Genomic DNA, 24,052 nt, shown 5'->3' with positions numbered 1-24,052 from the left:
AGAGCCCCCTCTTTGAAAGCTTGAGGGTTAGCTAAACAGGGGTGTGGACAGGTAACGTTCGCCGGTATCGGGTAAGACAACCACGATAAGTTTCCCTTCATTTTCCGGTCTTTTGGCCACTTCTAACGCTGCCCAGAGAGCCGCACCGGAAGAAATCCCCACCAGTACCCCTTCTTCTTTTGCAATTTTTTTAGCCATAGCAAAAGCATCATCACTTTCTACCTGAATAATCTCATCCACCACGTCCCTGTTAAATACTTTAGGTACAAAACCCGCACCAATTCCCTGAATTTTATGAGGGCCGGGTTTTCCTCCCGATAATACCGGTGAATCTGCCGGCTCCACCGCTATAATTTTTACTTCCGGTTTTTTGGCTTTAAGAACCTCTCCTACTCCGGTAATGGTACCTCCGGTCCCAACACCACCAACCACAATATCCACCTGACCATCAGTATCTTCCCAGATTTCTATTGCCGTTGTTTTCCGGTGGATTTCCGGATTAGCCGGGTTTTCAAACTGTTGCGGAATAAAAGCTTTGGGAAATTCTTTAGCCAGTTCCAGAGCTTTGTTTACCGCACCGGTCATCCCAAGCTCTCCGGGAGTCAGAACTATTTCCGCCCCGTATGCTTTTAAAAGCATTCGCCGCTCCACACTCATGGTTTCGGGCATGGTAATAATTAAACGATAACCCCGGGCTGCGGCCACCATCGCAAGGCCAATCCCGGTATTGCCAGAAGTAGGCTCAATAATGACGGTATCCTTATCTAAAAGCCCCTGTTCTTCAGCAGCTTTAATCATGTTAAACGCGATACGGTCCTTAACACTACCTCCCGGGTTAAAATACTCAAGCTTGGCCACAACTGTTGCTTTCACACCTCTGGTAACTCTTTTTAATTTCAATAACGGGGTCTTGCCGATAAGCTGGGTAATATCCTCATAAATTCGCATTAAAATCACCTCATTTTAGTATTGTCCTTCTAAACCCATTATATTAATTCCTACTAATCCTGTCAACTATTATGTTTTTAATCCATAAAAAAACCGGAGCCTTTACGCTCCGGTTATAAGGTTTTACATCATGTCCATGTTGGGCATGTCAGGGCCTTTCTTTTCTTTTTCCGGCTTTTCAGCCACCAAAGCTTCCGTGGTGAGGAGCATAGCAGCAACGGAGGCAGCGTTTTGTAAAGCACTCCGGGTGACCTTAGCCGGGTCAACAATACCAGCAGCTATCATGTCAACATATTCTTCGGTTAGAGCGTTGAAGCCATGGCCTACCGGTAAGGTCTTAACCTTTTCAACGATGACCGAACCCTCTAAGCCAGCGTTAATAGCAATTTGCTTTAAGGGTTCTTCTAAAGCTTTCCGGACAATGGCGATACCGGTTCTTTCATCGCCGGTAGCGGTCTTTTCAAGCTCTTCCAAAGCCTTAATGATGTGGATGTAGGTTGTGCCACCACCAGCTACAATACCTTCTTCCACCGCTGCCCGGGTAGCGTTCAAAGCGTCTTCAATGCGGAGTTTCTTTTCTTTCATTTCGGTTTCGGTAGCAGCACCTACCTGGATTACCGCTACGCCACCGGCAAGCTTAGCCAGACGCTCCTGTAATTTTTCCCGGTCAAAATCGGAAGTGGTTTCTTCGATTTGCTTCTTGATTTGAGCAATCCGCTTTTCAATAGCTTCCGGAGAACCTTGACCACCAACAATGATGGTTTCTTCTTTCTTAACCCGGACTTGCTTAGCCCGACCGAGCATCGAAAGGGTAGCATTTTCGAGCTTAAAGCCAAGCTCTTCGCTTACCACCTGGCCGTTGGTGAGGATGGCGATATCTTCAAGCATAGCCTTTCTCCGGTCACCAAAGCCGGGAGCTTTTACAGCGACACAGGTCAAGGTACCGCGCAGTTTGTTCACAACCAGGGTAGCGAGAGCTTCCCCTTCGACATCTTCAGCAATGATTAAAAGGGGCTTACCGGTTTGCACAACTTTTTCTAAAATCGGCAGTAAGTCAGCAATCGCGGAAATCTTCTTATCGGTGATGAGGATGTAAGGATCGTTTAAAATAGCTTCCATCTTATCGGGGTCGGTAATCATGTAAGGAGAAATGTAACCCCGGTCAAAGCTCATACCTTCAACTACTTCTAAGGTAGTGCCAAGACCCTGGGACTCTTCTACGGTGATAACCCCGTCTTTACCCACTTTTTCCATTGCTTCAGCAATTAGCTTACCGATTTCCTCGTCGTTAGCAGAAATTGCAGCAACCTGGGCGATAGCTTCGGAAGTTTCTACCGGCTTGGCAATAGCCTTAATTTCTTCTACCGCTTTGGCAACAGCTTTTTCAATACCTTTCCGTAAAATCATCGGGTTGGCACCGGCAGTAACGTTCTTTAAGCCTTCCCGAATGATAGCCTGAGCCAAAACGGTAGCGGTGGTAGTACCGTCACCGGCTACATCGTTGGTTTTGGTAGCAACTTCTTTTACAAGCTGCGCTCCCATGTTTTCTACAGGGTCAGCAAGTTCAATTTCCCGAGCAATGGAAACACCGTCGTTAATAATTTGCGGTGAACCAAATTTCTTTTCTAAAACAACGTTACGGCCTTTCGGACCAAGAGTAACCTTTACCGCATCTGCCAGAGCGTTTACGCCTCTTTCTAAAGCTCTCCGGGCATCTTCTCTAAATAATATTTGTTTGCCAGCCATTTATACCCCTCCTTTTTTTGTGTTTTTTATTCTAAAATCCCGAGGATATCGCTTTCCCGTAAGATTAAATACTCTTCACCATCAATTTTCACTTCGGTACCGGCATACTTGCTGTAAAATACCCGGTCACCAACTTTTACTTCCATGGGTACCCGCTCGCCGTTTTCTAAAATCCGGCCGGAACCCACGGCTTTTACTTCCCCTTGCTGGGGTTTTTCTTTGGCAGTGTCAGGAATTACAATCCCGCTCTTGGTCACCTCTTCGGTGGGAAGTGGTTTCACCAAAACCCTGTCATGAAGCGGTCTGAACACGATAACCCCTCCTTTAGATTAATTTTTTTCTTATGTATTGTTAGCACTCACTTCGATAGAGTGCTAATACCAAGTATTATAATATAAAGAGAACCGGAGAAAAGCAAATTTTTAATTAAGGAATATTTTGGGCATATTCCTTGATTTATGCCAATTTTTCTGGATTATTTTTTCCAATCTTTCGTTTTTTATTCCTTATACCTGCTTTTTCAACCGTATATCCTTACGTCAATCCATTAATAAATCTTTTCCCAGGATTACCTGTTTTATACACAATGCCGGTCCCAATTTTAAACGTCCAAACAGCAAAAACAGGGACGGTTCCGATATTTGCGTCTAAACGCCTAAAAAAAGAACCGTCCCTGCAATCGGTGTTCAGGGTTGGCCGCATTCGCCGCCCCGGGCCTGCAGGATTTCCAGGGCATGGGGGATTACCGGTAAGACTACTTCCAGGTTTTCCCGCACTCCTTTGGGACTACCGGGAAGGTTGATGATTAACGTGCCACCCCGGGTACCCGCTACCGCCCGGCTGAGCATGGCCCGGTTGGTTTTGGCCAGAGAAGCCATGCGCATCGCTTCGGGAATTCCCGGCACTTCCCGGGTAATTACGTCTTTAGTAGCTTCTGGAGTCACATCCCGGGGAGATAAGCCGGTGCCACCGGTGGTAAGGATTAAATCTAACTTTTCTTCATCGCACCAGGAAATTAAAGTTTTAACAATTAATTCGTACTCATCGGGGATAACTTCATACTTCACCACCACCCCATCAATCTCCCGGACCATTTCCTTGATTACCTGGCCGCTTTTATCCTCACGCTCTCCCCGAGAACCCTTATCGCTTAAAGTAAGAACGCCCACTTTAATCATGGCTTATTACCTCCACCGGATCCCCAACCTTAACTTCCCCGCCTTTTAATACTTTAACAAAAATACCTTCCCGGGGCATGACACAGTCCCCGGCCTGATAGTAGATAGCACAGCGGGTGTGACAGACTTTACCTATTTGCGTAACTTCCGTTAAGGCCTCGCCAATTTTCACTTTAGTCCCAATTGATAGGCTTAATAAATCCACCCCTTCGGTAGTGATATTTTCGGCAAAATCCCCGGGATTAACCTTAAGGCCTAAATCCCGCATTTTTTGAATGCTTTCGACGGCCAGCAAACTCACCTGCCGGTGCCAATCCCCGGCATGGGCATCCCCTTCAATGCCGTGGTTTTCCCTTAAATATGCCCGCTCAATATTTTTTTTGCGCATTCCTTTTTTTTCGCTGATATTTACCGCTACTACCTTGCCCATTTTTATTCCTCCCTTCTGTAATCGCCGCTCTTACCACCGGTTTTCTCTAAAAGCCGGATATTTTTTATCACCATGCCTTTTTCTACGGCTTTCACCATATCATAGATAGTAAGAAGGGTCACGGAAACGGCAGTTAACGCTTCCATCTCAACCCCGGTTTTGCCCACACAGGTAACTTTAGCTTTTGCTTCAATGGTATCGGGCACTTTAATAGTAAAACTTATGTCCACTCCGGTTAAGTTTAAAGGGTGGCACATCGGAATTAAATCACCGGTTTTTTTGGCCGCCATTATCCCGGCCACCTGCGCTACCGCCAGCACGTCCCCTTTAGCGACCTTTTTATCTAAAATCAATTCTAAAGTTTCCGGGCGCATGGTGATTTCTCCGGCAGCTACCGCTGTCCGTACCGTTTCTTGCTTTTCGGTCACCTCTACCATTCGCGCCCGTCCTTCTTCATTAAAGTGGGTAAGCTCCATCGCATTAACCTCCTATGTTGGCCATTGTTCCTAAAAAGTCCTTATCGCCAAACTCATGGGCCCTGGGTTTTCTTAAAATTGCCTCCCGCAAAACTCCGGTCAACTCCTCTTGCGAAATCCCGGACCGTAAAAGGCTTTTTATATCAACTTCCTGGTTTTTGGCCAAACAAAGCCTTAACTTACCGGTAGAGGTAAGCCTGAGGCGATTACAGTATTCGCAAAAATGATTGGACAGGGGAGAAATTACCCCAATCGTTCCCAATGCTTCCGGCACTTCATAATAGCGGGCCGGCCCTGCGCCACCCACCGTTTTCCCCGGAATTAGTTTGTACTTGGCTGAGATGATTTCCACAATTTCTTTCACCGAAACAAATTGCCGCTGCCACTTTTCCCGGTCATTTAATGGCATAAGCTCAATAAACCGCCAGTGCACCGGATACCGAAAGATAAAATCCACGAAAGCATCGATTTCGTCTAAATTAATACCTCGTAATAAAACCGTATTTATTTTTACCGGAGTAAGGTCCAATTCCAGGGCAAGATTAATGGCTTCCAGCACATTTTTTAACTCGCCGCCGCCGGTAATCGAGCGAAATTTGTCCGGATTCAAGCTATCAAGGCTAAAGTTTACCCGCGAAAGCCCAGCACTTTTTAAATCTCGAGCGTAGCGGGGAAACAAGATACCGTTGGTAGTGAGGGCTAAATCATCAATACCCGGTAAAGCTGCAATATTTTCAATTAAATATAAAAGATTTTTTCTAACCAATGGCTCGCCGCCGGTAATCCGTACTTTTTTTAAACCCAAGGGTAAAAAGGCCCGGACTACTTCTAAAATTTCCTCAAAGGTTAAAATATCTCCCGGCGAAAATTCTTGAAAATTTCCGGGTTTACAGTAAAAACAGTTAAGGTTACATTTGTCGGTAACCGAAATCCGCAAATAGTTTATTTCCCGGTTAAAAGAATCAAGCATTTCTTTAGCCTCCTAAAATTAAAAGCGCCCCGTTTTAAAAAGGCGCTTTGATAACTCCTTTCCAAAACGGGAGGCACCCCGGTTTCCCGGTAGTACCCTTTGGTATTTTCACCATGGCCTAAAGCTTTAGGTGAAAATACTCGGAGCAGCTTATTTTTTTGTAATAATAATTCGACCAAAGACCCCAAATTTCCTCTTTTTATAATAAAATTCTTTCCCTGCCGGTATAAATATTTAAGCGGCCCGCCCGGACAAAACCCACCACGGTTAAATTTAATTCTTCGGCATGCTTAAGAGCCAGTTCCGTTGGGGCCGAGCGGGAAACAATCATCCCGATGCCCATTTTGGCAACTTTTAAAATTATCTCCGAAGAAATGCGGCCGGAGGTAAGAAAGATTTTATCTTCTAAATTAATGCCGTTTAAAAAGGCATATCCCATAATTTTATCGGCAGCATTGTGGCGACCTACATCTTCCCGGAACAATAAAATTTTTTCAGCATCGCACAACGCCGCACTGTGCACCCCACCGGTAGTAAGGTACAGTTCGGAACGGCGCTGCATTTCTTTCATTAAAGCAAAAAGTCTTTCTGCAGAAACCCGCACGTTTCCCCGGTACGGTTTTAAAGACACCGGGTCCAAAGCATTGTAAAAAGTAGTTCCCTTACCGCAACCGGTAGTAATGTACCGTTTTAAAAATAGTTCCCCCCGCCGGGCATTTCCCTTATACTCCACGTACACCAGCCCCTGCTCCCGGTCAACGGTAATTTTCTCCAAGTTTTCCCGGCGATTGATTAATCCTTCCGCCGCTAAAAAACCTACGGCCAATTCATCCTGGTATTCCGGGGTACAGAGCAGGGTTACCAGTTCTTCCCCGTTAAAATAAATGGTAAGAGGCGCTTCATCCACCAGTAAATCTTCTTTTTCTTCCAGGCGTCCGTCAAAATAACGAATAATGTTTCTTTTATTTACTATCTCCATAATCCTATCCTTTCCCCACAATTTGTCCTGTTAACGTAGTTTTATATCCGCCTATTCTTTCTACTTCTTTTTTAAATTCTTCACTGGTTATTACCTCTAACAATTTCTTAACCTGCGGATCTTCCAAAGTATCTTCCCGCAGCAAAAGGTCATACCGTTCTTCTCCTAACGGAATAAAATCCAGGTCAAAGATTTTAGCAGCAGCAAAAATTCCCATCCCGCAATCGGCAAGACCATTTTTTACTTTCGCCGCTACCGCCAGATGGGTGTATTCTTCCCGGTCATATCCGGAAATCTGACGGGGGTTGATGTTTTCTTTATTTAACAGGTAATCCAAAAACACCCGGGTTCCGGAGCCTTTTTGCCGGTTGACAAAGGTAACCCCGGGTTTTACTAAATCGGCAAGACCGGAAATTTTCCTGGGGTTTCCCCGGGCAACGATTAAACCCTGTTCCCGCAAACTTAAATTTATAAGAACATAACCTTTTAGCCTTTTTTCCACATAACTTTGATTATAATCCCCCGTTGCCGGATCTAATAAATGCACTCCGGCAAGCTTAGCGTAATTTTTTTCAATTGCCACAATACCGTTTAAGCTTCCAACATGTGAAGAACTAAGTTTAATTCCGTATTTTTCCCGTAAGAAAGAATCTATAAGGTCCAGTAAAAGATCATGACTTCCGGTAACGGTCAGGTATTGGTCCACTTCCGCCGGTGGTTCTTTAAGGGTTACTTCGATTTCCATTCCCTCTTTATACCCTTCGGAAAAGCGAGGAATCCTGAGTAAAGCATTGGCTTTTAAAAGAGTGGAGCTGACACTGGCTCCGCGCGATAAGGGTGTAAAACAATACCTGCCGGCTACCCGGCTCACTTTTCCCCAGACAAAATCATCTACTCCGGTGGTAGATATCAAAGTTTTAGTTAAGGTTGCTTTAATTTTGCCATAGTCGTGAAACTTATTTTTGTAATACTTTTCCGCCAGAGGTTTTAAGATTATTTCACAGACCAAATAAGCCGATAAGGGAAAACCAGGAAGTCCGATTACCGGTTTATTTCCGGCAATTCCTAAAACGGTTGGCTTACCGGGTTTGGTAGCAAGGCCATGGACTAAAACCCGCCCCAAACGTTCAATCACTTTAGCAGCATAATCGTCCCGTCCGGCCGAAGAGCCGGCATTAATAATTATTACGTCGTATTTCTCTAAATTATCCTTTACCGTCTTATACAAAAGCTCCGGATCATCTTTGACAATAGGATGAATGGAAGTTTCGTACCCGTATTCGGCAAGAACAGCTTTAATAAAGGAAGAGTTGGTATCGGGAATTTGCCCGGGCTCTGGCGTTTCTGTAAACGGGATTATTTCATCGCCGGTAGGAATAAAAAGAGCTTTTAATTTTTTTAACACTTTAAGCGTCTTTACTCCGCCCGCCAGAAGGGCCCCAATGTCAGCAGGCTTCACCTTGGCAAAAGCCGGTAGCAAAACTTCCTCCTCATTAAAGTCTTCCCCAAGAAAACGGATATTTGTTCCGGGAGTTACCGGTTTAATTACCGAAATCACTCCAGGTTCTGGATAAAGGACATCTTCCACCATAATTACCGCATCAAATCCTTCGGGGATAAGGTCTCCGGTATCAACCCTTATACATGACTCACCGATTTTTAATAAAATTGGACTTGTCTCCCGGGCATAAAAGGTGTCTTTAGCCTTGACGGCAAAACCATCCACCGCCGAGGCATTGAAATGAGGATTGGAACGCTTGGCCAGAACCGGCTCACAAGTTATCCGTCCCACCGCCAAAACGGTTTCAATTTCTTCTTCCCGGGGATGAAAAAAATTAACATTTAAAAGTTCGCTTTCGAAATTTTCCCATGCCTCTTCAAAAGGTACCTGGTTTAAATAAAAGGCCAATTTCTCTAAACCCCCTAAAACAAAATAACTTCCACTTCTTCCCCGGCATGCAGCCCTTCAATATCTAACGGCACCATTACATAACCATCAGCCCGGGTTAAGGTATTTATTAATCCCGACTTGCCTAAAATTGGAGTGGCTAAATAGCCCTGTTCTTTCTGGGTTAACATTACCCGGTATAAATCTTCCTGACCGGTTTTGGAAGGAAGATTTAAAGTTAAGGTGGCTTTTACCCGGGGCTGATAGCTACTTTTTAACCCGGAAAGATAGCGCAAAAAGGGTACACCAATTCGCTCAAAAACCATTAAAGCAGAAGCGGGATGGCCGGGAAGACCGAGAATAGGTTTGCCGTTGATACCTCCGCCTATGGTGGGTTTTCCGGGCTTTATGGCAAGACCATGGAATAAAACCCCGGGAGTCCCCAGGCTATTTATAGCATCCACTACCATATCCTTTACCCCCATGGAAGTGCCGCCGGATAAAAGAACGATATCGGTTTCCAGGAGGGCTTTCTTAATTGCTTTAATTAGCTCTTCAAATCTATCGGGAACTATGCCAAAATACACCGGTTGCATCCCTAAATCAAGAATTCGTCCCACCAAAAGATAGGCATTGGTATCCCGAATTTGTCCCGGTTTTAACTTGGTTTCCACCGGAACCAGTTCATCACCGGTAGAAATAATTCCTACTTTTAAAGAATTATAAACGGTAACCTTGCTGTAACCCAGCGCAGCCAAAACCCCAAGTTCCTGAGGACGAATTCTCGTCCCCTTTTCCAAAACCACTTCCCCTTCTTTAAAATCCTCTCCCGCGGCAATAACATTTTCTCCCGGTGCCACCGGTTTTAAAACCGAAACAGTTTCGGAGTCAAACAGTTCGGTATGCTCGACCATCACTACACTATCGGCACCTTCCGGCAGGGCCCCACCGGTAAAAATTCGCACCGCTTCCCCGGGTCCCAGAGCAAATTCCGGAACCTCCCCCATTCCTATTTCGCCTTTTAGCTTTAATAGTACAGGAAAAGTTTCCGTTGCGCCAAAAGTGTCTTCCGCAAAAACCGCATAACCATCAACCGTAGAGCGAGAAAATGGAGGTATATTTTCCAGGGCTTTTACCGGCTCTGCTAAAATTTTGCCAAAAGCCTGGGAAAGTTCTATTTCAGTAGCTTTTAACGACACTTTAAAATTACTTTTTAAGAGCTTTAATGCTTCTTCTGGAGTAATTAAATTTAAAAGTTCTTTCATAAGATGTCACCGTTTATTTAAAACAGCCTAACTGACAGGCTGAAATTTTTATTTTTAGTTCATTAGCAGCATCACCAATTTTTTTGGGCGGAACATTTAAGCGGTTGGCTAACTCCAAAGCTACTTTGCAGGGAAGCTTTCCGTCTTTAGCCGCCCTGATTACTTCATTTTTGATTTCTTCTTCCATACCAAAACCCCCTTTACTCTTTTATTTTAACAAACTTCCTAAATTTTTTTAATAATTTATTTTCTTTGGGATAAGATAATCGAGAAAAAGGCTTTCCACATCCTCAAGATTGGGATTAATTTTTTCTTCATTACTTTTTAGTTTTTTGGTTTTTAAATAGCTTCCGCATTTTTTGCAAACTTCACCAAAGTAAGGGGTTTCTTCTTTGCCTTCGGGATGAATTTCGATGAAATCCTCATGGAACTTATTGCCACATTTTGGGCAGCCTAAGCGATAATAACGCCACTGAGTCTGACACTCTAAACAAAAAAGAATTCTTTCTCCGGTAGGTGTAATCGCAGCAAAACCCGGTAAAGTACCACAGGTAGGACAGGTTTGGTGATTTGATTGGTTATTTTGTATTGCGTTACTTAACTCCCTTAACATTTTTCTTCTTAAAATCAAAAAATGTAAGGCCAGAATTTCTTTTTTTACCTTTTGCTTTAAGGCAAATTGCTCCCAAAACCCTTCCTCCAAATTATCCTTTAAAAGCTTTAGAAAACTTCCTTTATCTTTAAAATTCGTAATTAAGCCTGGAAAATTAATTTTCCGGTTAATAAGCTCCAAAGAAATTAATTCTAAGTTTACCCTCTTTAAAAATTCCATTATCTTTTCTTCATTAAACTCCACTTCTACATTATCCGTTACTGGCAACTTTCCATTCCACGAAATATTTAATAAGAGTTTTTCATCAAACCCGGCAATTAACTTTTCCATAGTGCTTACAAGTTTTTTAGCATCCATATTTTCTCCCCCATTTTCTAAAAAGATAAAACCGGGGGCAGTAAATGCCCCCGCTTATCATTTTTCAAGAGAAAGCGCTTTGGTTTTAGTTTTTTCTTTTCCCCTAACCTGTTTTTCCTGTTTTACCTCATTATACCACAAAGGATGGTGATTTTTAGCATATTCTTCATCCACGTAACCAGTAAGCATCCCTTTAAGAGCCGGTCTGGTAACCGGATGGAAGAGGGACAGGTAGACATGGCCAATAACATAAGCCAGGGTAAAGATAAACGCTATATCATGGCCGATTAAGGCGATCATACCCACTTCGGGTGAAAAGCTTTCAAAACGCCATAGTACTATACCACTGACGATAAATAAAAGCCATCCCAAACTTTGTAAAACAATGTTTAATTTTTCTCCCTGATTGTATTTACCCTGGGGTTCATAATGGGCATGACCCCCAAAGAACTCTTTGATAAACTCGCCAAAAAACTTTAGATCCGATGCTTTCCAGGAGTAGGCGTATTTTAAAGTTTCCCAAATTTCTTTGGGATTTAAAAGGAAAGAAATAATCGGCGAAAGGATCAGCCCCACCGCTGCTACCCGGTGAACAATTCTGGCCCCCTGAGCTCCGCCAAAAAGGGGTCTTAACCAATCAAGAAAATCAAAGTATAAAAAAGCTCCGGTAATAGCTAAAAGAAAATAAAAGGTAATATACGACCAGTGAAAAAAACGCATTGTTTTATTAAACCGGAAAACTTTATTACTCACCGTGTCCCTCCTCCCGTTGTTTTTTTACCGAATTAGCTACCGCCGCTATAACAGTAGCCCCAAGCGCTATCCCTGGCACAATTTTCCCTAAAGGTCTCACCACGTCATGCCAGAGGGAAAAGGTAGTTTTTAATTTTGCCTCGGCCGGAAGACCGTAGAACTCCGGCTCGTTAATTAAAAGATAAAATACCCCGGTTCCTCCCAAAGCATTTTTATCGGAAGGATAAAGATTAGCCTTGGGATACTCTTTTTTAACCTCCGCCAGCCGCTTTTGGGCTGCCTCCCACAGCTCATCCCGGTTGCCGTATTTAATAGCTCCCGGAGAACAAGTCAGGGCACAAGCCGGAATTTCTCCGTTTTCTAACCGGTCAAAACACAAGGTGCATTTATGCATTTTCTTGTTTTGAGTGTCAATCCGCGGGATATTAAAGGGGCACGCCCTCTGGCAGTAATCACAGCCTATACACCGGTCGTAATCCCGCACTACCGCCCCTTCTTTGGTATGATAGATTGCATCTTCCGGACAAGCTTTTTCACAAGCCGCATCACCGCAGTGAAAACACTGCTGTTTAAAAAAGTCAAAACGAATCCGCCCGTTTTCTTCACGTTCATAAAATTTAATCAATGTATAAGTTTTAGGGGTAGTATCGGGCATACTCTGTAAACTTCCGGTAAAAGTCGTTTTTTCTCCGGGTAATTCGTTCCAGCTTTTGCAGGCAGTCATGCAGCCCCGGCAGCCAACACAAAGGGATGTATCAATAAACATGCCGTTCATTATTTAGCCCTCCTTACGTTGACCAGGAACCCCTTGTATTCGGGAATCATGGTATTGGCATCCCCCAGATAAGGAGTAAGTTTATTGGCAATTTCTCCGGTAACTAAACCTTCAAAACCAAAGTGCCAGGGCAAACCTACCTGATGCCGCTTTATGCCATTTACCATTAACGGTTTCATCCGTTTGGTAACATAAGCTTTTACCTTGATAGAGCCCCGTTTATTTTCAACGATTACTTCGTCCCCGGATTTTACCCCCAGTTCCCGGGCCAGTTCTTCCCCAATTTCCACAAACATTTCCGGAACTAATTCTGCCTGCCAGGGCAGGTTCCTGGTCATCGCCCCTGCCTGCCAGTGTTCGGATACCCTGTAGGTTGTGGCTATATAGGGATAATTTTGAGCATCACTTTGTTCTTCCGGCCGCCAAATTTTAATTACCGGGTTGTTTTGGACCGAGGAAAGCAAGTTTTGCACCGGGCTTTCCCAGGGTTCGTAGTGTTCCGGGAACGGTCCGTCTTTTAATTTGCCCTGAGGGACGAATAACCAGCCTTTGCCATCGGTTTGCATAATAAAGGGATTGACAAAAGCCGGATCATCGGGACCTATTGTTGCTTTAAAATCGGGAACATCATAACCAACCCACTTTTTCTGGCTTTCATCCCACCAGATAACCGCCTTATCCGGATGCCACGGCTTGCCCGATGGGTCCGCCGAAGCCCGGTTGTAGAGTATTCTCCGGTTTAACGGCCAGGCATAGGTCCAATTGGGGTAAAGGCCAAGGCCGCTGGGATCCTCCAACTCCCTTCTTTGGGCCAGGTTTCCGGCTTCTGGATAAAAGCCCGAGAAGATCCAGTTTCCGCAAAGGGTACTGCCGTCATCAGCAAGCTTTAAAAAGTTTTCCACCTGTTTTCCGGTGGTAAGATCTATGCCATTAATCTCCCGGGCTACACGGTCGATATCACATTCGTTAGTGTTACCGTAATTCCAGTAAAGATTTTTAATAGGCTCATCTTCCGGTCTTTGACTACTGGCATAAAGTTTCTTTAATTCCAAAGCGAGCATGTGAATAATATCAAGGTCAGCCTTTGACTCCCCAAGCGGTTCGACCGCTTTCCAGCGCCACTGAATCCACCGGCCGGAAGAAGTGATGCTGCCCTGCTTTTCAAAGGACGCAGCAGCCGGCAAAACAAAAACTTCGGTTTGGACTTCCTCAGGGTTACTTCCCGCTTCCTTTGTCCAGAACCGCATTGTTTCCGTCATAAAAAGGTCTACCGCTACCATCCATTTAAGATTTTTTAAAGCTTCCCTTTCCCGGTTGGAGTTCGGCCCGCCCACAATGGGGTTTTGACCAAAAAGTAACATACCCTCTATTTCGCCTTTAGCCAGGTTTTCAAATAAGCCGATATAAGTGTAGTTTTTCTTCGGATGTCTTTTGGGGAACCACTGATAACCAAATTCGTTTTCTTTGGTAGCTTTATCATAATACATTGCTTTTAAATAGCTTATAAAAAATTTCGGCTTATTGCTCCAAAAGCCGGTTTTCGGAGTTTCACTCTCCAAGTAAGCTTTTAAGTCCTTATGTTCTGGCTGAGCAATAGGACTATTAATATAACCTGTAATATTATTACTTAATAAGCCAAAGTCAGTAGAACCTTGAACGTTAGATTCCCCTCTAAGAGCATTTACTCCGCCTCCGGGAACACCCACGTTGCCCAATAAAAGCTGTAAGATGGCATAGCTTCTAACTATTTGGGAACCGCAACTGTGCTGAGTTCCTCCCATAGCATACATAATCGTACCGGACTTACCCTTCTGGGAAGTTTCGGCAAAGGTTTTGATGACTTCAAGGTAAATTTCTCTGGGTGTCCCGGTAATTTCGCATACTTTGTCGATAGTGTAGCGGGAAAAATGTTGCTTTAAAAGTTGAAATACCGTCCGCGGATGTTTTAAGGTAGGGTCTTTTTCAATTTCCCCCTTTTCATTTTTCTTATACTCCCAGGTGGAAAAATCATACTTACGCTCCCTGGGGTCGTACCCGCTAAATAAGCCATCGGTAAATTTATAGTCATCGTGAACTATAAACGAAGCGTTGGTATAATTTGCGACATAATCGTGGTCGTACAGCTCATTTTCTAAGATATAGTTAATCATGCCGCCAATAAAGGCAATGTCGGTCCCCGCTCGCAAAGGAGCATAAATATCTGCCTTCGAAGAAGTTCTGGTAAATCTGGGGTCAACACTTATGATTTTAGCTCCCCGTTTTAATTTTGCTTCCATTAACCACTTGGCTGAAACCGGGTGGTTTTCAAAGGGGTTAGCGCCAATAATTAAGGCACAGTCGGTATTTTTTAAATCTATCCAGTGATTGGTCATAGCTCCACGACCAAAGGTTGGTGCCAGACCGGCAACCGTAGAACTGTGTCAGAGCCGGGCCTGATGTTCAATATATACTACCCCAAGTCCGCGCATCAATTTCTGTAAAAGATAGGTTTCTTCGTTATCCAGAGCTGCACCGCCCAAACAAGCAATATGGTCGGTACGCATGACGGTTATTCCGTCTTCCTCTTTTATAAAAGTCCGATCCCTCGTATCTTTAATTCGTTTGGCAATTTCCGAAATTGCCCATTCCCAGGTAACCTCTTTAAACTCTTTGCTCCCCGGAGCCCGATAAAGAGGCTTGGTAAGTCTTTTGGGATTGGGTTTACCGGGCGCAATGTTCCTAATCTGGTATATTGAAGCTCCTTTACTGCACGCACCGCCGCGGTTTACCGGATGGTCCGGATCCCCGACCACATAAAGTAATTCTCCCGTTTTGGTATCGGTATAGGCAAGCATACCGCAGCCGGCACTGCAAAAAGGACACAAGGTTGGAGTTTTTTTGGCAGTTTTGATCCGGTACTTTTGGGCCTGCGCATAAGCTTTACTATTATCTAAGCCAAGCTCGGCAGTCATTAATATAGCAGTGGATAAAGCTGATAGTTTTAAGAATTCTCTTCGGGTAATGGCCAAGTCCAATTCCCTCCTTTATAATGGGCATAATTGCTCTGAACTATTTTTTGCAAAATTCTTGCCAGTGTAAATATTATAGAATATTATAATATTTTTTTACAATATTGTCTATTTTTTAGACAGTATAATAAATTATTATAATCACAAATCGCTTAAATCCGACAAATATCAACAATTTCAGACAACAAAAAAGGAGTGTCTATTTTTTAGACACTCCCAATTATAAAAACCAGCAAAAATCATTGAAACGCCTTGCATCTCCTGCTTAAATCAACTTGTCAATCTGTAAACATTTGTTTACACACTGGTTTTTCAGGAAAAAAAGAAAAAGGTAAATTAAGCAGTCTTTGTGATTGGTAATACAATTTTAAAAGCTTATTTTCTCAAACTCCATATTTTTTAAATCAAAAAAGTAAAATACGCTTTCTTTTTCCAACGTTCCCAGAAGCAAATTAATCCCCAAAGCTACCATTAAACTTGCCGCCACCGCCGGAGTAAAAGGAGGGTTCCCCAGGGTTTGTTCTATACCTTTTTTCCGTTCCCGGTAAATCTTGGTTAAAAGGTTACTTCCGGGCCAAACAATCCCGACCTGGCCGTACCAGCCTCCTATTGCTCCGTGCACCAGGGGCAGTCCAAGGTTATTTGTTTTTTCTTCGAGGTAAAAACGACTTTCTATATTATCTAAACAATCAAAGACAAGCTCTACTCCCTGCCAGGCAGTTTCCGGAAGATTTTCGACCTTGGTTACAAAACCGCTTACCACCACCGTTTGATTGATCTCCGCCGCCCTTTTTCTGGCTTTATTGGCTTTTTTCTGCCCAAGATTTTTTTCTGTAGCCAAAAGCTGGCGGTTTAAATTGGATTCCTCAAAGGCATCGCCATCAACCCCCACTATTTCTCCCACGCCTGCTCGACACAGTTCTTCCAAAACATAGCCACCAAGTCCGCCCAAGCCCACAACCATTACTTTGGAAGCTAAAAGTTTTTTCTGCCCAGCTAAAGTAAAACTTCCGATATTACGGGCATACTTCCGGGGCACAACCCCGTTTTCGAGGGCAAAATATTCAATAGCGCGTAGAGCAATACCGGTTTCCCGGGAAATTCTCTCGGTTGTTTCCAGGGATAATTCCTTAATACCTTCCCGGCGAAAAATATTACCCAGGAGATTTTTTTCTCCTTTACTTAACACTTAACCACCTCCCACCGGTGGGAACAGGGAAATATAGTCACCGTCTTTTAATACGCGGTCAGGCTCGGCATCCAAACCATTAACTAAAAGGATGGCTATTTCTTCCGGTTTAATCCCTAAACGGTTTAAAACATCGATTACTTTTGTTCCTTCGGGAAGGTCCCAAACTTCTTTTTTAAAGCGTCCTTCCCGGAAAGTTGCAAAAAGCCGGATCTCAATTTTCATTCGCTTCACCTCCTCTTTACGGGCAAAAAATTAATCCCCTGGCCCAAAGGCAATCGGCACAGGACGGTTTATTACCCCAGCAGTCTTCTTCAATATTCCAGACCATATCACAGCCGTCAACCCATTCGCAATCAGGACAGGAAGGGTAGTGGTTCATATGTTCCAAAAAACGAAATTTAACAAAAGCCTCTTTCGTCCAGATCTCCGCCAGGCTCTCTTTATTAACATTCCCAAAACTTACTGCCCGAATTTCCTTTTCCCGTCCAAAAACGTATTCCCGGGAATCGTGTAAAAACCGGTAGCAAGGAGATACTTCACCGTCAAACCGCACCACTACTTTTTTTCCTTCCACAAACCGGCAGGAACGGTGGGTATTAAGCCCCATCTCCGGTAAGAGGACTTTTACCCCGGAATACATGGAAGCCCGGGCTACCAATGTTCGCCACTCTAAAAGCTTCTCATCGGGATACTTCTGGTAAAAAATGTCTTCTATTTTTTCTTTTACTACCGGCATAAGCTGGCTAACATACAAAACTTTAATATTATACTCTAAAAGCCTGGGAATAAGTTTAAAAATCTCCTGGGAGTTTCTCTTATTTACCACCATCTCCGCTAATATTTCCGGCTGGCTGCTTTTATTTTGCTGCTTTATTAAATTAAGTTGCTTTAAATTACTCCATAAGTTACCTATATCTGCCCCCCGGTTTTCCGCAAAAGTTTCCGGCAAAAACCCATCAATGGAAACAATGATTTCGTCAACCCCTAAATTCACAAAATCACGGGCCATAGCTTCAGTAAGAAGAAAGCCGTTCGTAGTAATACTTACTTTAAGCCCCATTGCTTTTATATTAGTAATTATTTCCTTAATTTCCGGATGAAGTAGCGGTTCGCCAATACCCCCTAAAACAATCCGCGAAAGTAAAGGTAAAGCTTTTGCATCTTCCAAAACTTTCTCCCAGGTTTTCCTTTCCATCAGTCCACCTTTGTAACTCCAGCTATTGCGATAGCAGTGGCGGCAGTTTAAATTACACAAACCTGATAATTCAAGATATATTTCCTGGATATCCGGCTGGGGTTCGAGAACTATCTGGTAGTCCTTAAATTGTAAAATCATATTTTTTTGTTCTCTCCTTTATTAAGAAAGCAGGGACTCCGTTTGGGAAGTCCCTGCTTTTAGTTGTTTATAAACCTAAAGCTTGCAACTTTTCGGCGGTTGGTACCCCTTTTTCGTCCCAACCCCGTACCTTGTAATACTCCGGTAAAAGTTCTGCCAGGCGGTGTTTATGTCCTTTGGACGGTCCATCGGGTACAGGTTCTTCTAAAAGCCGCTTGGGTAAGGTATCCTCTTTAGCATCGATTCCCGCTTTTAAGTTAAAGACCCGCTCTAAATTCCAGATTCGTTCGCCGGCAGTTAAAATATCTTCCGTAGTGTAATTTTCCCCAACGATATAGTTAAAGAGTTCCCGGTAGTCATCGGCATTTAAGGCAAAGGAGGTGAAGAGGCAAAGACCAAGGGAGTCAATGACCGCCGTTAAGTCCTGGAAGAGCTTGGCCCAGTTGGCTTTTCCTTCTAAAGCAAAGCGGTCAATTTTTTCCGGAGAGCCGAGAATTTCCGGAGAAATCAGGTAACCCCGGACGTGACAGCCTCCCCGGTTGGAAGTAGCATACTGCAGACCATGGCCCTGAACACCACGGGGGTCATAAGCCGGTAATTCCTGTTTCTTCACCGACATCGAAAGTTCCGGAACACCGTAAGATTCGGCTAACCGATACGACCCAAGGGCCAGTTTGGCTCCAAAACCTTCGCCCGCCCCCATCTTCCTGGTCCATTCAATGACAGCTTCGGCAGAACCAAACTTTAACTCCGGACCGTCTAATTCTTCTTTCTTAATGTGGCCTTTTTCGTAAAGCTCCATAGCGCAGGCAATGGTTGCTCCTGCGGAAATCGTATCTAAGCCGTATTCGTTGCACAGGTTATTGGCTTTAATTATGGCAGCTAAATCGTCAACGCCGCAATCGGCACCAAAGGCCCAGATAGTTTCGTACTCCGGCCCGCCGCCTTCTTCATCATCAACTTTGCAGTAACGACCGCACGCAATCGGACAACGGTAGCAGGGGTCTTTTTTCACTAAATATTTTTCGGATAAAGTTTCCCCGGAAATAGCATCGGCAGTTGGGAAGTAAGATTTTTGGAAGTTGTTAGTGGGTAAAATACCGTTTTCATTGATAATATTTACCAGAACCGCGGTACCATAATTGGGCAAGCCCTGACCGGTAACCCCATCTTCTCGAATTTTCTTTAAAAGTCTGGATAAGAGCTCCTTGGTTTTTTCCGGCTCCGCCGGTTCAATTTTTCCGGACCCTCTTACCACAATTGCTTTTAAGTTTTTGCTGCCCATTACCGCTCCTACACCGGAACGACCTGCAGCCCGGTATTTTTCGTTCATAACGGCAGCTATGGGCGAAAGCCTTTCCCCGGCAGGACCAATGGTCAAGACCCGGGCTTTGGGATCTCCCACTTCTTTTTGTAAAAGCTCGGTGGTTTCAGATACTAATTTCCCCCAGTAATTCTGCGCATCCCGGATTTCAACGGTGTCATCATTAATATATATGTAGCTTGGTTTTGCCGCTTTTCCTTCTACAATGATTAAATCATAGCCGGCAAATTTTAATTCAGCCCCCCAAAAGCCTCCGGAGTTGGAACTGGCAATAGTACCGGTAAGCGGAGATTTAGTTACCACCATGTAGCGTCCGGAGGTCGGCGCCGATGATCCGGTCAATGGACCGGTAGCAAAAATAATTTTGTTTTCCGGAGATAGCGGATCCACAGCAGGGTCGATTTCTTTGGATAAAATATAACTTCCCAAACCCCGACCGCCTAAAAACTTCTTGGCCACCTCCAAATCCAGCGGTTCCTTTTTAATTTCACCGGTGGAGAGGTTAACCCTCAATACTTTCCCGCAATAGCCGGCCATAAAAACCCTCCTTGTAAAATAAAATACTTTCTACTCTAACTATAATTGACCATAAAGTTAAGTTCAAGATTTTTTTAAAAAAAAGATTTTTTAAAAAAATTATTACTAATTTGAGGAGTTTCTCCCGAGACTCTCATTCCTCCTCTCCTAAATTTTTGTGGTTGTGTTAGCAACTTAGTATAATTGCAAAATCTATGCCAATTTTCAGATATTTATAAAGTATAAAAATTTACAGCTTTCCGAAAAATACAAAATAAAATGTTCCTTTCTGAAACATTTTGTCCCAACAAACTGTTTCTATTTGAGCAGGTTATATTTTTTCAGCTTGCGGTACAGTGTGGTCCGCCCCATTCCCAACAATCGAGCAGCCGGAGCAATTTTCCCATTTGTTTGTTTTAACGCTTCCAGTATCGCAAGCTTGGTCTTTTGCTCCAAAAGTGAACTACTATCAGCTTGAACAGATTCCAAATTCTGGCGCAATTCTACCGGCAAATCGGCAACTGTGAGCTGCGAACCGGTAGCTAATGCCACCATACTGTAAATACAGTTTTCGAGCTCTCTCACATTTCCCGGCCAGTGGTATGCAAGGAAATAAGAGTAAATTTCTCGGTCCACACTCAAAAGCGGTTTACCCATACTTTGACAAGCTTTGTTAACAAAATAGGGTACCAGCTCATACAAATCTTCCTTCCGTTCACGCAGTGGCGGTAAGTTTATGGTAATGACTTTTAAGCGGTAATATAAATCTAAACGAAATAACCCATCATTGACTAACTGCTGCAAATCTTTTTGAGTTGCGGCAATGACCCTAACATCAATTTTTCTAACTTTATTATCTCCGATACGACAAACTTCCCGTTCCTGAAGTACACGTAATAACGCTGCTTGAACATTCAATGGCATATCGCTGATTTCGTCTAAAAAGATCGTACCACCATTAGCAAGTTCAAACTTCCCGGGCTGTCCACCTTTTTTAGCACCTGTAAAAGCTCCTTCAACGTAACCGAAAAGCTCGCTTTCAATTAAATTAGGCGGCAAAGCAGCACAATTTATGGCAATAAACGGACCATTCTTCCGGTCGCTGAGCTGATGAATATAGCGGGCAATTACCTCTTTTCCCGTACCGCTCTCTCCCTGTAGCAGCACCGACAAATTAACTGCAGCTGCTTTTGCTACTATTTCTAACACCTGTTTCGATTTGGTACTGTTGCCGACCCATCTATGTTGTTCAATCACATTTTGCCCAGCCCGGTTCAGTGCATAAACGGTATCAAACCTCTTGTCACCAATTTTCTCCCCAAGCCCTGCATTAATTTGGAACTTTTCTTCCTTTGGGCTAAGCGAGAAGCTTTTAGCACTACCCAAAACATCACTTATCAAATTACCTATAACTTCCTCTCGCCGTTTGCCCAAAATCTGGGCGCCCTTTTGGTTTATCTCGGTAATTATCCCTTGGTTATCAATAACAATAACCCCTTCCTGCAGCATCTTACCTGCCAGTTGAAGCCCTTGCTGGCTAATAACAACCTTTTTCTGCAATTCTTGCAATAAGAGATTTTGCTCAATTATTTTGGCCCCCATGAGGGCAATTTCTAAAAGACGGTTGTCACTCCTTCCGTTTTCCCCGGATATGTCCAACACCCCTACCATCTTTCCTTCAGAATTGTACACCGGTGCAGCCCAGCAATTTAAAAAATGGTTTTCCTGGACATAATGTTCCCAGCCTAAAACTTTAACAGCCGTACCTTCAGAAATAGAAGTACCAATGGCGTTGGTTCCTTTAATATCTTCCCGCCAGTTAGCCCCAGGCGATAAGTACACTTTCTGAGCTTTATTCAGAAACGGGGGATCGCCTATTGCTTTTAAAATATATCCCTCAGAATCGCAAAGTATAACCATATAGTTTTGGCCCTGCAGTAAGCGGTAGATATGGGGCAATACCTGTTCTGCTGCTTTCAGTAATTCTTCCTGCTTTTGCCAGCGTTCTCGTAAAAGCGGTGCAGGAAGTATATCGTTATTAATAACTCTTTGGTAATCAACTACTTTTTCTCTACACCTCTTCCAGGAACGCAAGATTAGCGGATCTACGCTGCTTACAGGGTCTTCCCCTGAAATAAAACGCCGCCATTGCTCATTCATTCTTCCATACTCCCCCGCTTGTAATATTTTTTACTCTCCTTTACAAAAAGCAGGGACTTCGCTTAAAAAGCCCCTGCTTTTATTTGCTCGGTGTAAACCTTATAAAGCTTATTCAAGAAAGCTACTTTTAAAATTTAAAATTTTATTTTTTATTCTTTAAACATTCAAACCTATTAAATTATATATTGGCTTCTTATCGAAACGGTGCAAGGCTTCAATAAACCTAACGGTACCGGTTTTCCCCCGAACAACTAACGTATGAGTGGCCGCTCCATTGGCCGTAAACCGCACGCCTTTTAAAAGGTTACTGTTGGTGATTCCGGTAGCCGCAAAAATGACATCATCGCTCTTTACCAAATCATCTAACGTTAAAATTTGCCGGGGATCAGCAAGACCCATTTTCCGGCACCGTTCCATCTGCTCATCATCTTCCGGCACAAGCCTCCCCATCAGCTCTCCGCCCAGACATTTTAAAGCAGCGGCAGCTAAAACTCCCTCCGGGGCTCCACCAATACCAATCATCATATCCACCCCGGAATCCTCAAAAGCACAGGCTATAGCCGGTGAAACATCTCCATCGGAGATCAGCATTATTCTGGCTCCCGCCTCCCGCACTTCTTTAATTATTTTTTCGTGGCGGGGGCGATCCAAAATCACCACCGTTAAATCGGCTACCGATTTTTTCAGACTTTCGGCAACTATCCTCAGGTTATCTTTAACGGGAGCATCAAGGTGGATTTTACCCGCTGCTGCCGGACCAACGGCAATTTTTTCCATGTACATATCGGGAGCGTTTAAAAGACACCCCTTGGGAGCAGCAGCCACCACCGCAATGGCGCCATTTAAACCTTTGGCGACAAGATTGGTCCCTTCCAGAGGATCAACGGCAATATCTAAAGCCGGGCCATAACCGGTACCTAATTTTTCCCCGATGTAAAGCATCGGCGCTTCATCCATTTCCCCTTCGCCGATAACCACTTCACCGCGAATATCTATGGTATCAAAAACCGCCCGCATTGCTTCAGTAGCGGCCTGGTCAGCCTTATGCTTATCCCCCCGGCCCATCCAGCGGGCAGAAGCTACCGCCGCCGCTTCCGTTACCCGGGCAAATTCCAAGGATAGCTTTCTCTCCATCTCCATTTAAAAGTCCTCCTTTAAAAATTATGTAACTTTTTTCGGCATCACACATTAATTATTGTATCATATTTACTGCTTTTAGAAATAAAAAAACCGGGATTTTCTCCCGGTAAAATGTTTAGCTTAATTGCTTTTCTCTAATTATAAAACACGAGAAATTGTTTGTAAAGTCTAAATTTTCATATTATTTTGTTTAATATTTCATTTTTATAAAACTACTCCCCCCTATTACAGGGAGAGTAGTTTCATTGAATTATTGGGGGCTTTCAAATTTCGGCGGATTTGCCGCATTTAGTGAAAAGTATTTTCCGGGTGTCGATAAATCAAAGTATAATTTTGAATCCTGGGTGACGCCCCAGTCTTTTAAAGAGCCGGTTTCCTGTAATTTATTAAAGGCTTCCCGAAAAAGGGTATTATGGGCTTCCTCGCGATTCAGGAGAAAATCAATCGTTTCCCGCACCTTTTTATCGTTTATCTGTCGATACAGGTACTCATACACTACCTTTGCCCGCTGTTCAGCGGCAATATTTGAAAGAATATCAGCAGCAAGGTCGCCAGTTACATCAACATACGCCGCTGTCCAAAGCTCACCCGAAGCGTTAGTTAGTACAGGATTTAACCCTGATAAAACGTGGGCTTCAATCGTGCCAACGGTAGCATTACTGGCATTTAACTCATGACCATTTAAAAGATTAATGGTAGCTGCCACCATTTCCATGTGACTTAACTCCTCAGCAGCGATGTCTAAGAATAGATCTTTCAGGGCCGGATCTTTGATCCTGAAGCTTTGAGAAAGGTATTGCATGGCCGCTTTTAGTTCCCCGTGAGGACCCCCTAATTGTTCTTGAAGCATGGCCGCATAATTGGGGTTTGGTCTTTCAACTCCCACTTCATGTAATAAAGCTTTTTCGTGTTTAAACATTTTTTCTTCCCCTTTCCCAATTTAATTTTTATACCAAGCTTATATTATGTAATGGGTTAAAAATTATGTATCATTAAAG

The 24,052-nt window shown here is 43.6% G+C and carries 22 protein-coding genes and 1 riboswitch; all 22 genes read right to left on the bottom strand.

The genetic code is table 11. The features are described 5' to 3' along the window. Positions 1-27 precede the first annotated feature (27 nt). The 22 genes from cysK to CHY_RS03580 all read right to left on the bottom strand — a co-directional run bounded on the left by cysK (position 28) and on the right by CHY_RS03580 (position 23,973). Positions 28-948: a cysteine synthase A gene (gene cysK, locus CHY_RS03690; RefSeq protein WP_011343738.1), complete on the bottom strand. Its 921-nt coding sequence runs from the start codon at positions 946-948 to the stop codon at positions 28-30. Between the two features lie 123 nt (positions 949-1,071). Next, complete coding sequence (groL, locus tag CHY_RS03685; RefSeq protein WP_011343737.1) at positions 1,072-2,694, bottom strand: chaperonin GroEL; 1,623 nt, start codon at positions 2,692-2,694, stop codon at positions 1,072-1,074. Between the two features lie 26 nt (positions 2,695-2,720). Beyond that, positions 2,721-3,005: a co-chaperone GroES gene (groES, locus tag CHY_RS03680; RefSeq protein ID WP_011343736.1), complete on the bottom strand. Its 285-nt coding sequence runs from the start codon at positions 3,003-3,005 to the stop codon at positions 2,721-2,723. 375 nt (positions 3,006-3,380) lie between these two features. After that, positions 3,381-3,872, bottom strand: a complete 492-nt coding sequence (locus CHY_RS03675) for a MogA/MoaB family molybdenum cofactor biosynthesis protein (RefSeq protein ID WP_011343735.1) — start codon at positions 3,870-3,872, stop codon at positions 3,381-3,383. After that, positions 3,865-4,302 carry an MOSC domain-containing protein gene (locus tag CHY_RS03670; protein ID WP_011343734.1) on the bottom strand — a complete coding sequence of 146 codons (438 nt, stop codon included), beginning with the start codon at positions 4,300-4,302 and terminating at the stop codon, positions 3,865-3,867. The genes CHY_RS03675 and CHY_RS03670 overlap by 8 nt, the downstream gene beginning before the upstream one ends. Before the next feature lie 2 nt (positions 4,303-4,304). Continuing rightward, positions 4,305-4,778: a cyclic pyranopterin monophosphate synthase MoaC gene (gene moaC, locus CHY_RS03665; RefSeq protein WP_011343733.1), complete on the bottom strand. Its 474-nt coding sequence runs from the start codon at positions 4,776-4,778 to the stop codon at positions 4,305-4,307. 4 nt (positions 4,779-4,782) lie between these two features. Next, positions 4,783-5,748 carry a GTP 3',8-cyclase MoaA gene (gene moaA / locus CHY_RS03660; RefSeq protein ID WP_011343732.1) on the bottom strand — a complete coding sequence of 322 codons (966 nt, stop codon included), beginning with the start codon at positions 5,746-5,748 and terminating at the stop codon, positions 4,783-4,785. A 38-nt stretch (positions 5,749-5,786) separates the two neighbouring features. Then, positions 5,787-5,906: riboswitch (molybdenum cofactor riboswitch) on the bottom strand. A gap of 41 nt (positions 5,907-5,947) precedes the next feature. Then, positions 5,948-6,727, bottom strand: coding sequence for a formate dehydrogenase accessory sulfurtransferase FdhD (gene fdhD / locus CHY_RS03650; RefSeq protein ID WP_011343730.1), 780 nt, complete (start codon positions 6,725-6,727; stop codon positions 5,948-5,950). Between the two features lie 4 nt (positions 6,728-6,731). Further along, positions 6,732-8,636 carry a molybdopterin biosynthesis protein gene (locus CHY_RS03645; RefSeq protein ID WP_011343729.1) on the bottom strand — a complete coding sequence of 635 codons (1,905 nt, stop codon included), beginning with the start codon at positions 8,634-8,636 and terminating at the stop codon, positions 6,732-6,734. Between the two features lie 14 nt (positions 8,637-8,650). After that, positions 8,651-9,880 carry a molybdopterin molybdotransferase MoeA gene (gene glp, locus CHY_RS03640; protein ID WP_011343728.1) on the bottom strand — a complete coding sequence of 410 codons (1,230 nt, stop codon included), beginning with the start codon at positions 9,878-9,880 and terminating at the stop codon, positions 8,651-8,653. Between the two features lie 13 nt (positions 9,881-9,893). Next, the gene (locus CHY_RS13300; RefSeq protein WP_011343727.1) at positions 9,894-10,067 is read right to left on the bottom strand and encodes a hypothetical protein; all 174 of its coding nucleotides are present in this window, start codon (positions 10,065-10,067) and stop codon (positions 9,894-9,896) included. 48 nt (positions 10,068-10,115) lie between these two features. Then, positions 10,116-10,850: a formate dehydrogenase accessory protein FdhE gene (gene fdhE, locus CHY_RS03635; protein ID WP_011343726.1), complete on the bottom strand. Its 735-nt coding sequence runs from the start codon at positions 10,848-10,850 to the stop codon at positions 10,116-10,118. A gap of 57 nt (positions 10,851-10,907) precedes the next feature. Continuing rightward, the gene (locus CHY_RS03630; protein WP_011343725.1) at positions 10,908-11,603 is read right to left on the bottom strand and encodes a formate dehydrogenase subunit gamma; all 696 of its coding nucleotides are present in this window, start codon (positions 11,601-11,603) and stop codon (positions 10,908-10,910) included. Beyond that, positions 11,596-12,378, bottom strand: coding sequence for a 4Fe-4S dicluster domain-containing protein (locus CHY_RS03625; RefSeq protein WP_011343724.1), 783 nt, complete (start codon positions 12,376-12,378; stop codon positions 11,596-11,598). Before CHY_RS03625 ends, CHY_RS03630 begins: the two co-directional genes overlap by 8 nt. Beyond that, on the bottom strand, positions 12,378-15,386 hold the full coding sequence (fdnG, locus tag CHY_RS03620; protein WP_011343723.1) for a formate dehydrogenase-N subunit alpha: 3,009 nt from the start codon (positions 15,384-15,386) through the stop codon (positions 12,378-12,380). Before fdnG ends, CHY_RS03625 begins: the two co-directional genes overlap by 1 nt. A 367-nt stretch (positions 15,387-15,753) precedes the next feature. Continuing rightward, on the bottom strand, positions 15,754-16,575 hold the full coding sequence (locus CHY_RS03610) for a HesA/MoeB/ThiF family protein (protein ID WP_049752066.1): 822 nt from the start codon (positions 16,573-16,575) through the stop codon (positions 15,754-15,756). After that, complete coding sequence (locus tag CHY_RS03605) at positions 16,576-16,800, bottom strand: MoaD/ThiS family protein (protein WP_011343721.1); 225 nt, start codon at positions 16,798-16,800, stop codon at positions 16,576-16,578. 16 nt (positions 16,801-16,816) lie between these two features. Further along, on the bottom strand, positions 16,817-17,914 hold the full coding sequence (locus tag CHY_RS03600) for a tungsten cofactor oxidoreductase radical SAM maturase (RefSeq protein WP_011343720.1): 1,098 nt from the start codon (positions 17,912-17,914) through the stop codon (positions 16,817-16,819). A 67-nt stretch (positions 17,915-17,981) separates the two neighbouring features. Continuing rightward, a complete protein-coding gene (locus tag CHY_RS03595) occupies positions 17,982-19,775 on the bottom strand; it encodes an aldehyde ferredoxin oxidoreductase family protein (protein WP_011343719.1) in 1,794 nt (597 codons plus the stop codon). A 297-nt stretch (positions 19,776-20,072) separates the two neighbouring features. After that, on the bottom strand, positions 20,073-21,914 hold the full coding sequence (locus CHY_RS03590) for a sigma-54-dependent Fis family transcriptional regulator (protein WP_011343718.1): 1,842 nt from the start codon (positions 21,912-21,914) through the stop codon (positions 20,073-20,075). A 156-nt stretch (positions 21,915-22,070) separates the two neighbouring features. Beyond that, positions 22,071-23,048: a class II fructose-bisphosphatase gene (gene glpX, locus CHY_RS03585; RefSeq protein ID WP_011343717.1), complete on the bottom strand. Its 978-nt coding sequence runs from the start codon at positions 23,046-23,048 to the stop codon at positions 22,071-22,073. 256 nt (positions 23,049-23,304) lie between these two features. Next, positions 23,305-23,973 carry a manganese catalase family protein gene (locus CHY_RS03580; RefSeq protein WP_011343716.1) on the bottom strand — a complete coding sequence of 223 codons (669 nt, stop codon included), beginning with the start codon at positions 23,971-23,973 and terminating at the stop codon, positions 23,305-23,307. Between the last annotated feature and the right edge of the window lie 79 nt (positions 23,974-24,052).

Source organism: Carboxydothermus hydrogenoformans Z-2901 (assembly GCF_000012865.1).
GTDB classification, from domain to species: domain Bacteria; phylum Bacillota; class Z-2901; order Carboxydothermales; family Carboxydothermaceae; genus Carboxydothermus; species Carboxydothermus hydrogenoformans.
Note: the sequence above shows the minus strand (reverse complement) of the source record. Positions and strands in the feature narration are given on the sequence as shown.

Bases quoted from the DNA above. Each gene is read 5' to 3' on its own strand.
- moaA (WP_011343732.1), bottom strand. From the start codon at position 5,748: ATGCTTGATTCTTTTAACCGGGAAATAAACTATTTGCGGATTTCGGTT.
- CHY_RS03670 (WP_011343734.1), bottom strand. From the start codon at position 4,302: ATGGGCAAGGTAGTAGCGGTAAATATCAGCGAAAAAAAAGGAATGCGC.
- CHY_RS03595 (WP_011343719.1), bottom strand. From the start codon at position 19,775: ATGGCCGGCTATTGCGGGAAAGTATTGAGGGTTAACCTCTCCACCGGT.
- cysK (WP_011343738.1), bottom strand. From the start codon at position 948: ATGCGAATTTATGAGGATATTACCCAGCTTATCGGCAAGACCCCGTTA.
- fdhD (WP_011343730.1), bottom strand. From the start codon at position 6,727: ATGGAGATAGTAAATAAAAGAAACATTATTCGTTATTTTGACGGACGC.
- glp (WP_011343728.1), bottom strand. From the start codon at position 9,880: ATGAAAGAACTTTTAAATTTAATTACTCCAGAAGAAGCATTAAAGCTC.
- CHY_RS03600 (WP_011343720.1), bottom strand. From the start codon at position 17,914: ATGATTTTACAATTTAAGGACTACCAGATAGTTCTCGAACCCCAGCCG.
- CHY_RS13300 (WP_011343727.1), bottom strand. From the start codon at position 10,067: ATGGAAGAAGAAATCAAAAATGAAGTAATCAGGGCGGCTAAAGACGGA.
- glpX (WP_011343717.1), bottom strand. From the start codon at position 23,048: ATGGAGAGAAAGCTATCCTTGGAATTTGCCCGGGTAACGGAAGCGGCG.
- CHY_RS03675 (WP_011343735.1), bottom strand. From the start codon at position 3,872: ATGATTAAAGTGGGCGTTCTTACTTTAAGCGATAAGGGTTCTCGGGGA.
- fdhE (WP_011343726.1), bottom strand. From the start codon at position 10,850: ATGGATGCTAAAAAACTTGTAAGCACTATGGAAAAGTTAATTGCCGGG.
- groL (WP_011343737.1), bottom strand. From the start codon at position 2,694: ATGGCTGGCAAACAAATATTATTTAGAGAAGATGCCCGGAGAGCTTTA.
- moaC (WP_011343733.1), bottom strand. From the start codon at position 4,778: ATGGAGCTTACCCACTTTAATGAAGAAGGACGGGCGCGAATGGTAGAG.
- CHY_RS03590 (WP_011343718.1), bottom strand. From the start codon at position 21,914: ATGAATGAGCAATGGCGGCGTTTTATTTCAGGGGAAGACCCTGTAAGC.
- CHY_RS03580 (WP_011343716.1), bottom strand. From the start codon at position 23,973: ATGTTTAAACACGAAAAAGCTTTATTACATGAAGTGGGAGTTGAAAGA.
- CHY_RS03625 (WP_011343724.1), bottom strand. From the start codon at position 12,378: ATGAACGGCATGTTTATTGATACATCCCTTTGTGTTGGCTGCCGGGGC.
- CHY_RS03605 (WP_011343721.1), bottom strand. From the start codon at position 16,800: ATGAAAATTGAGATCCGGCTTTTTGCAACTTTCCGGGAAGGACGCTTT.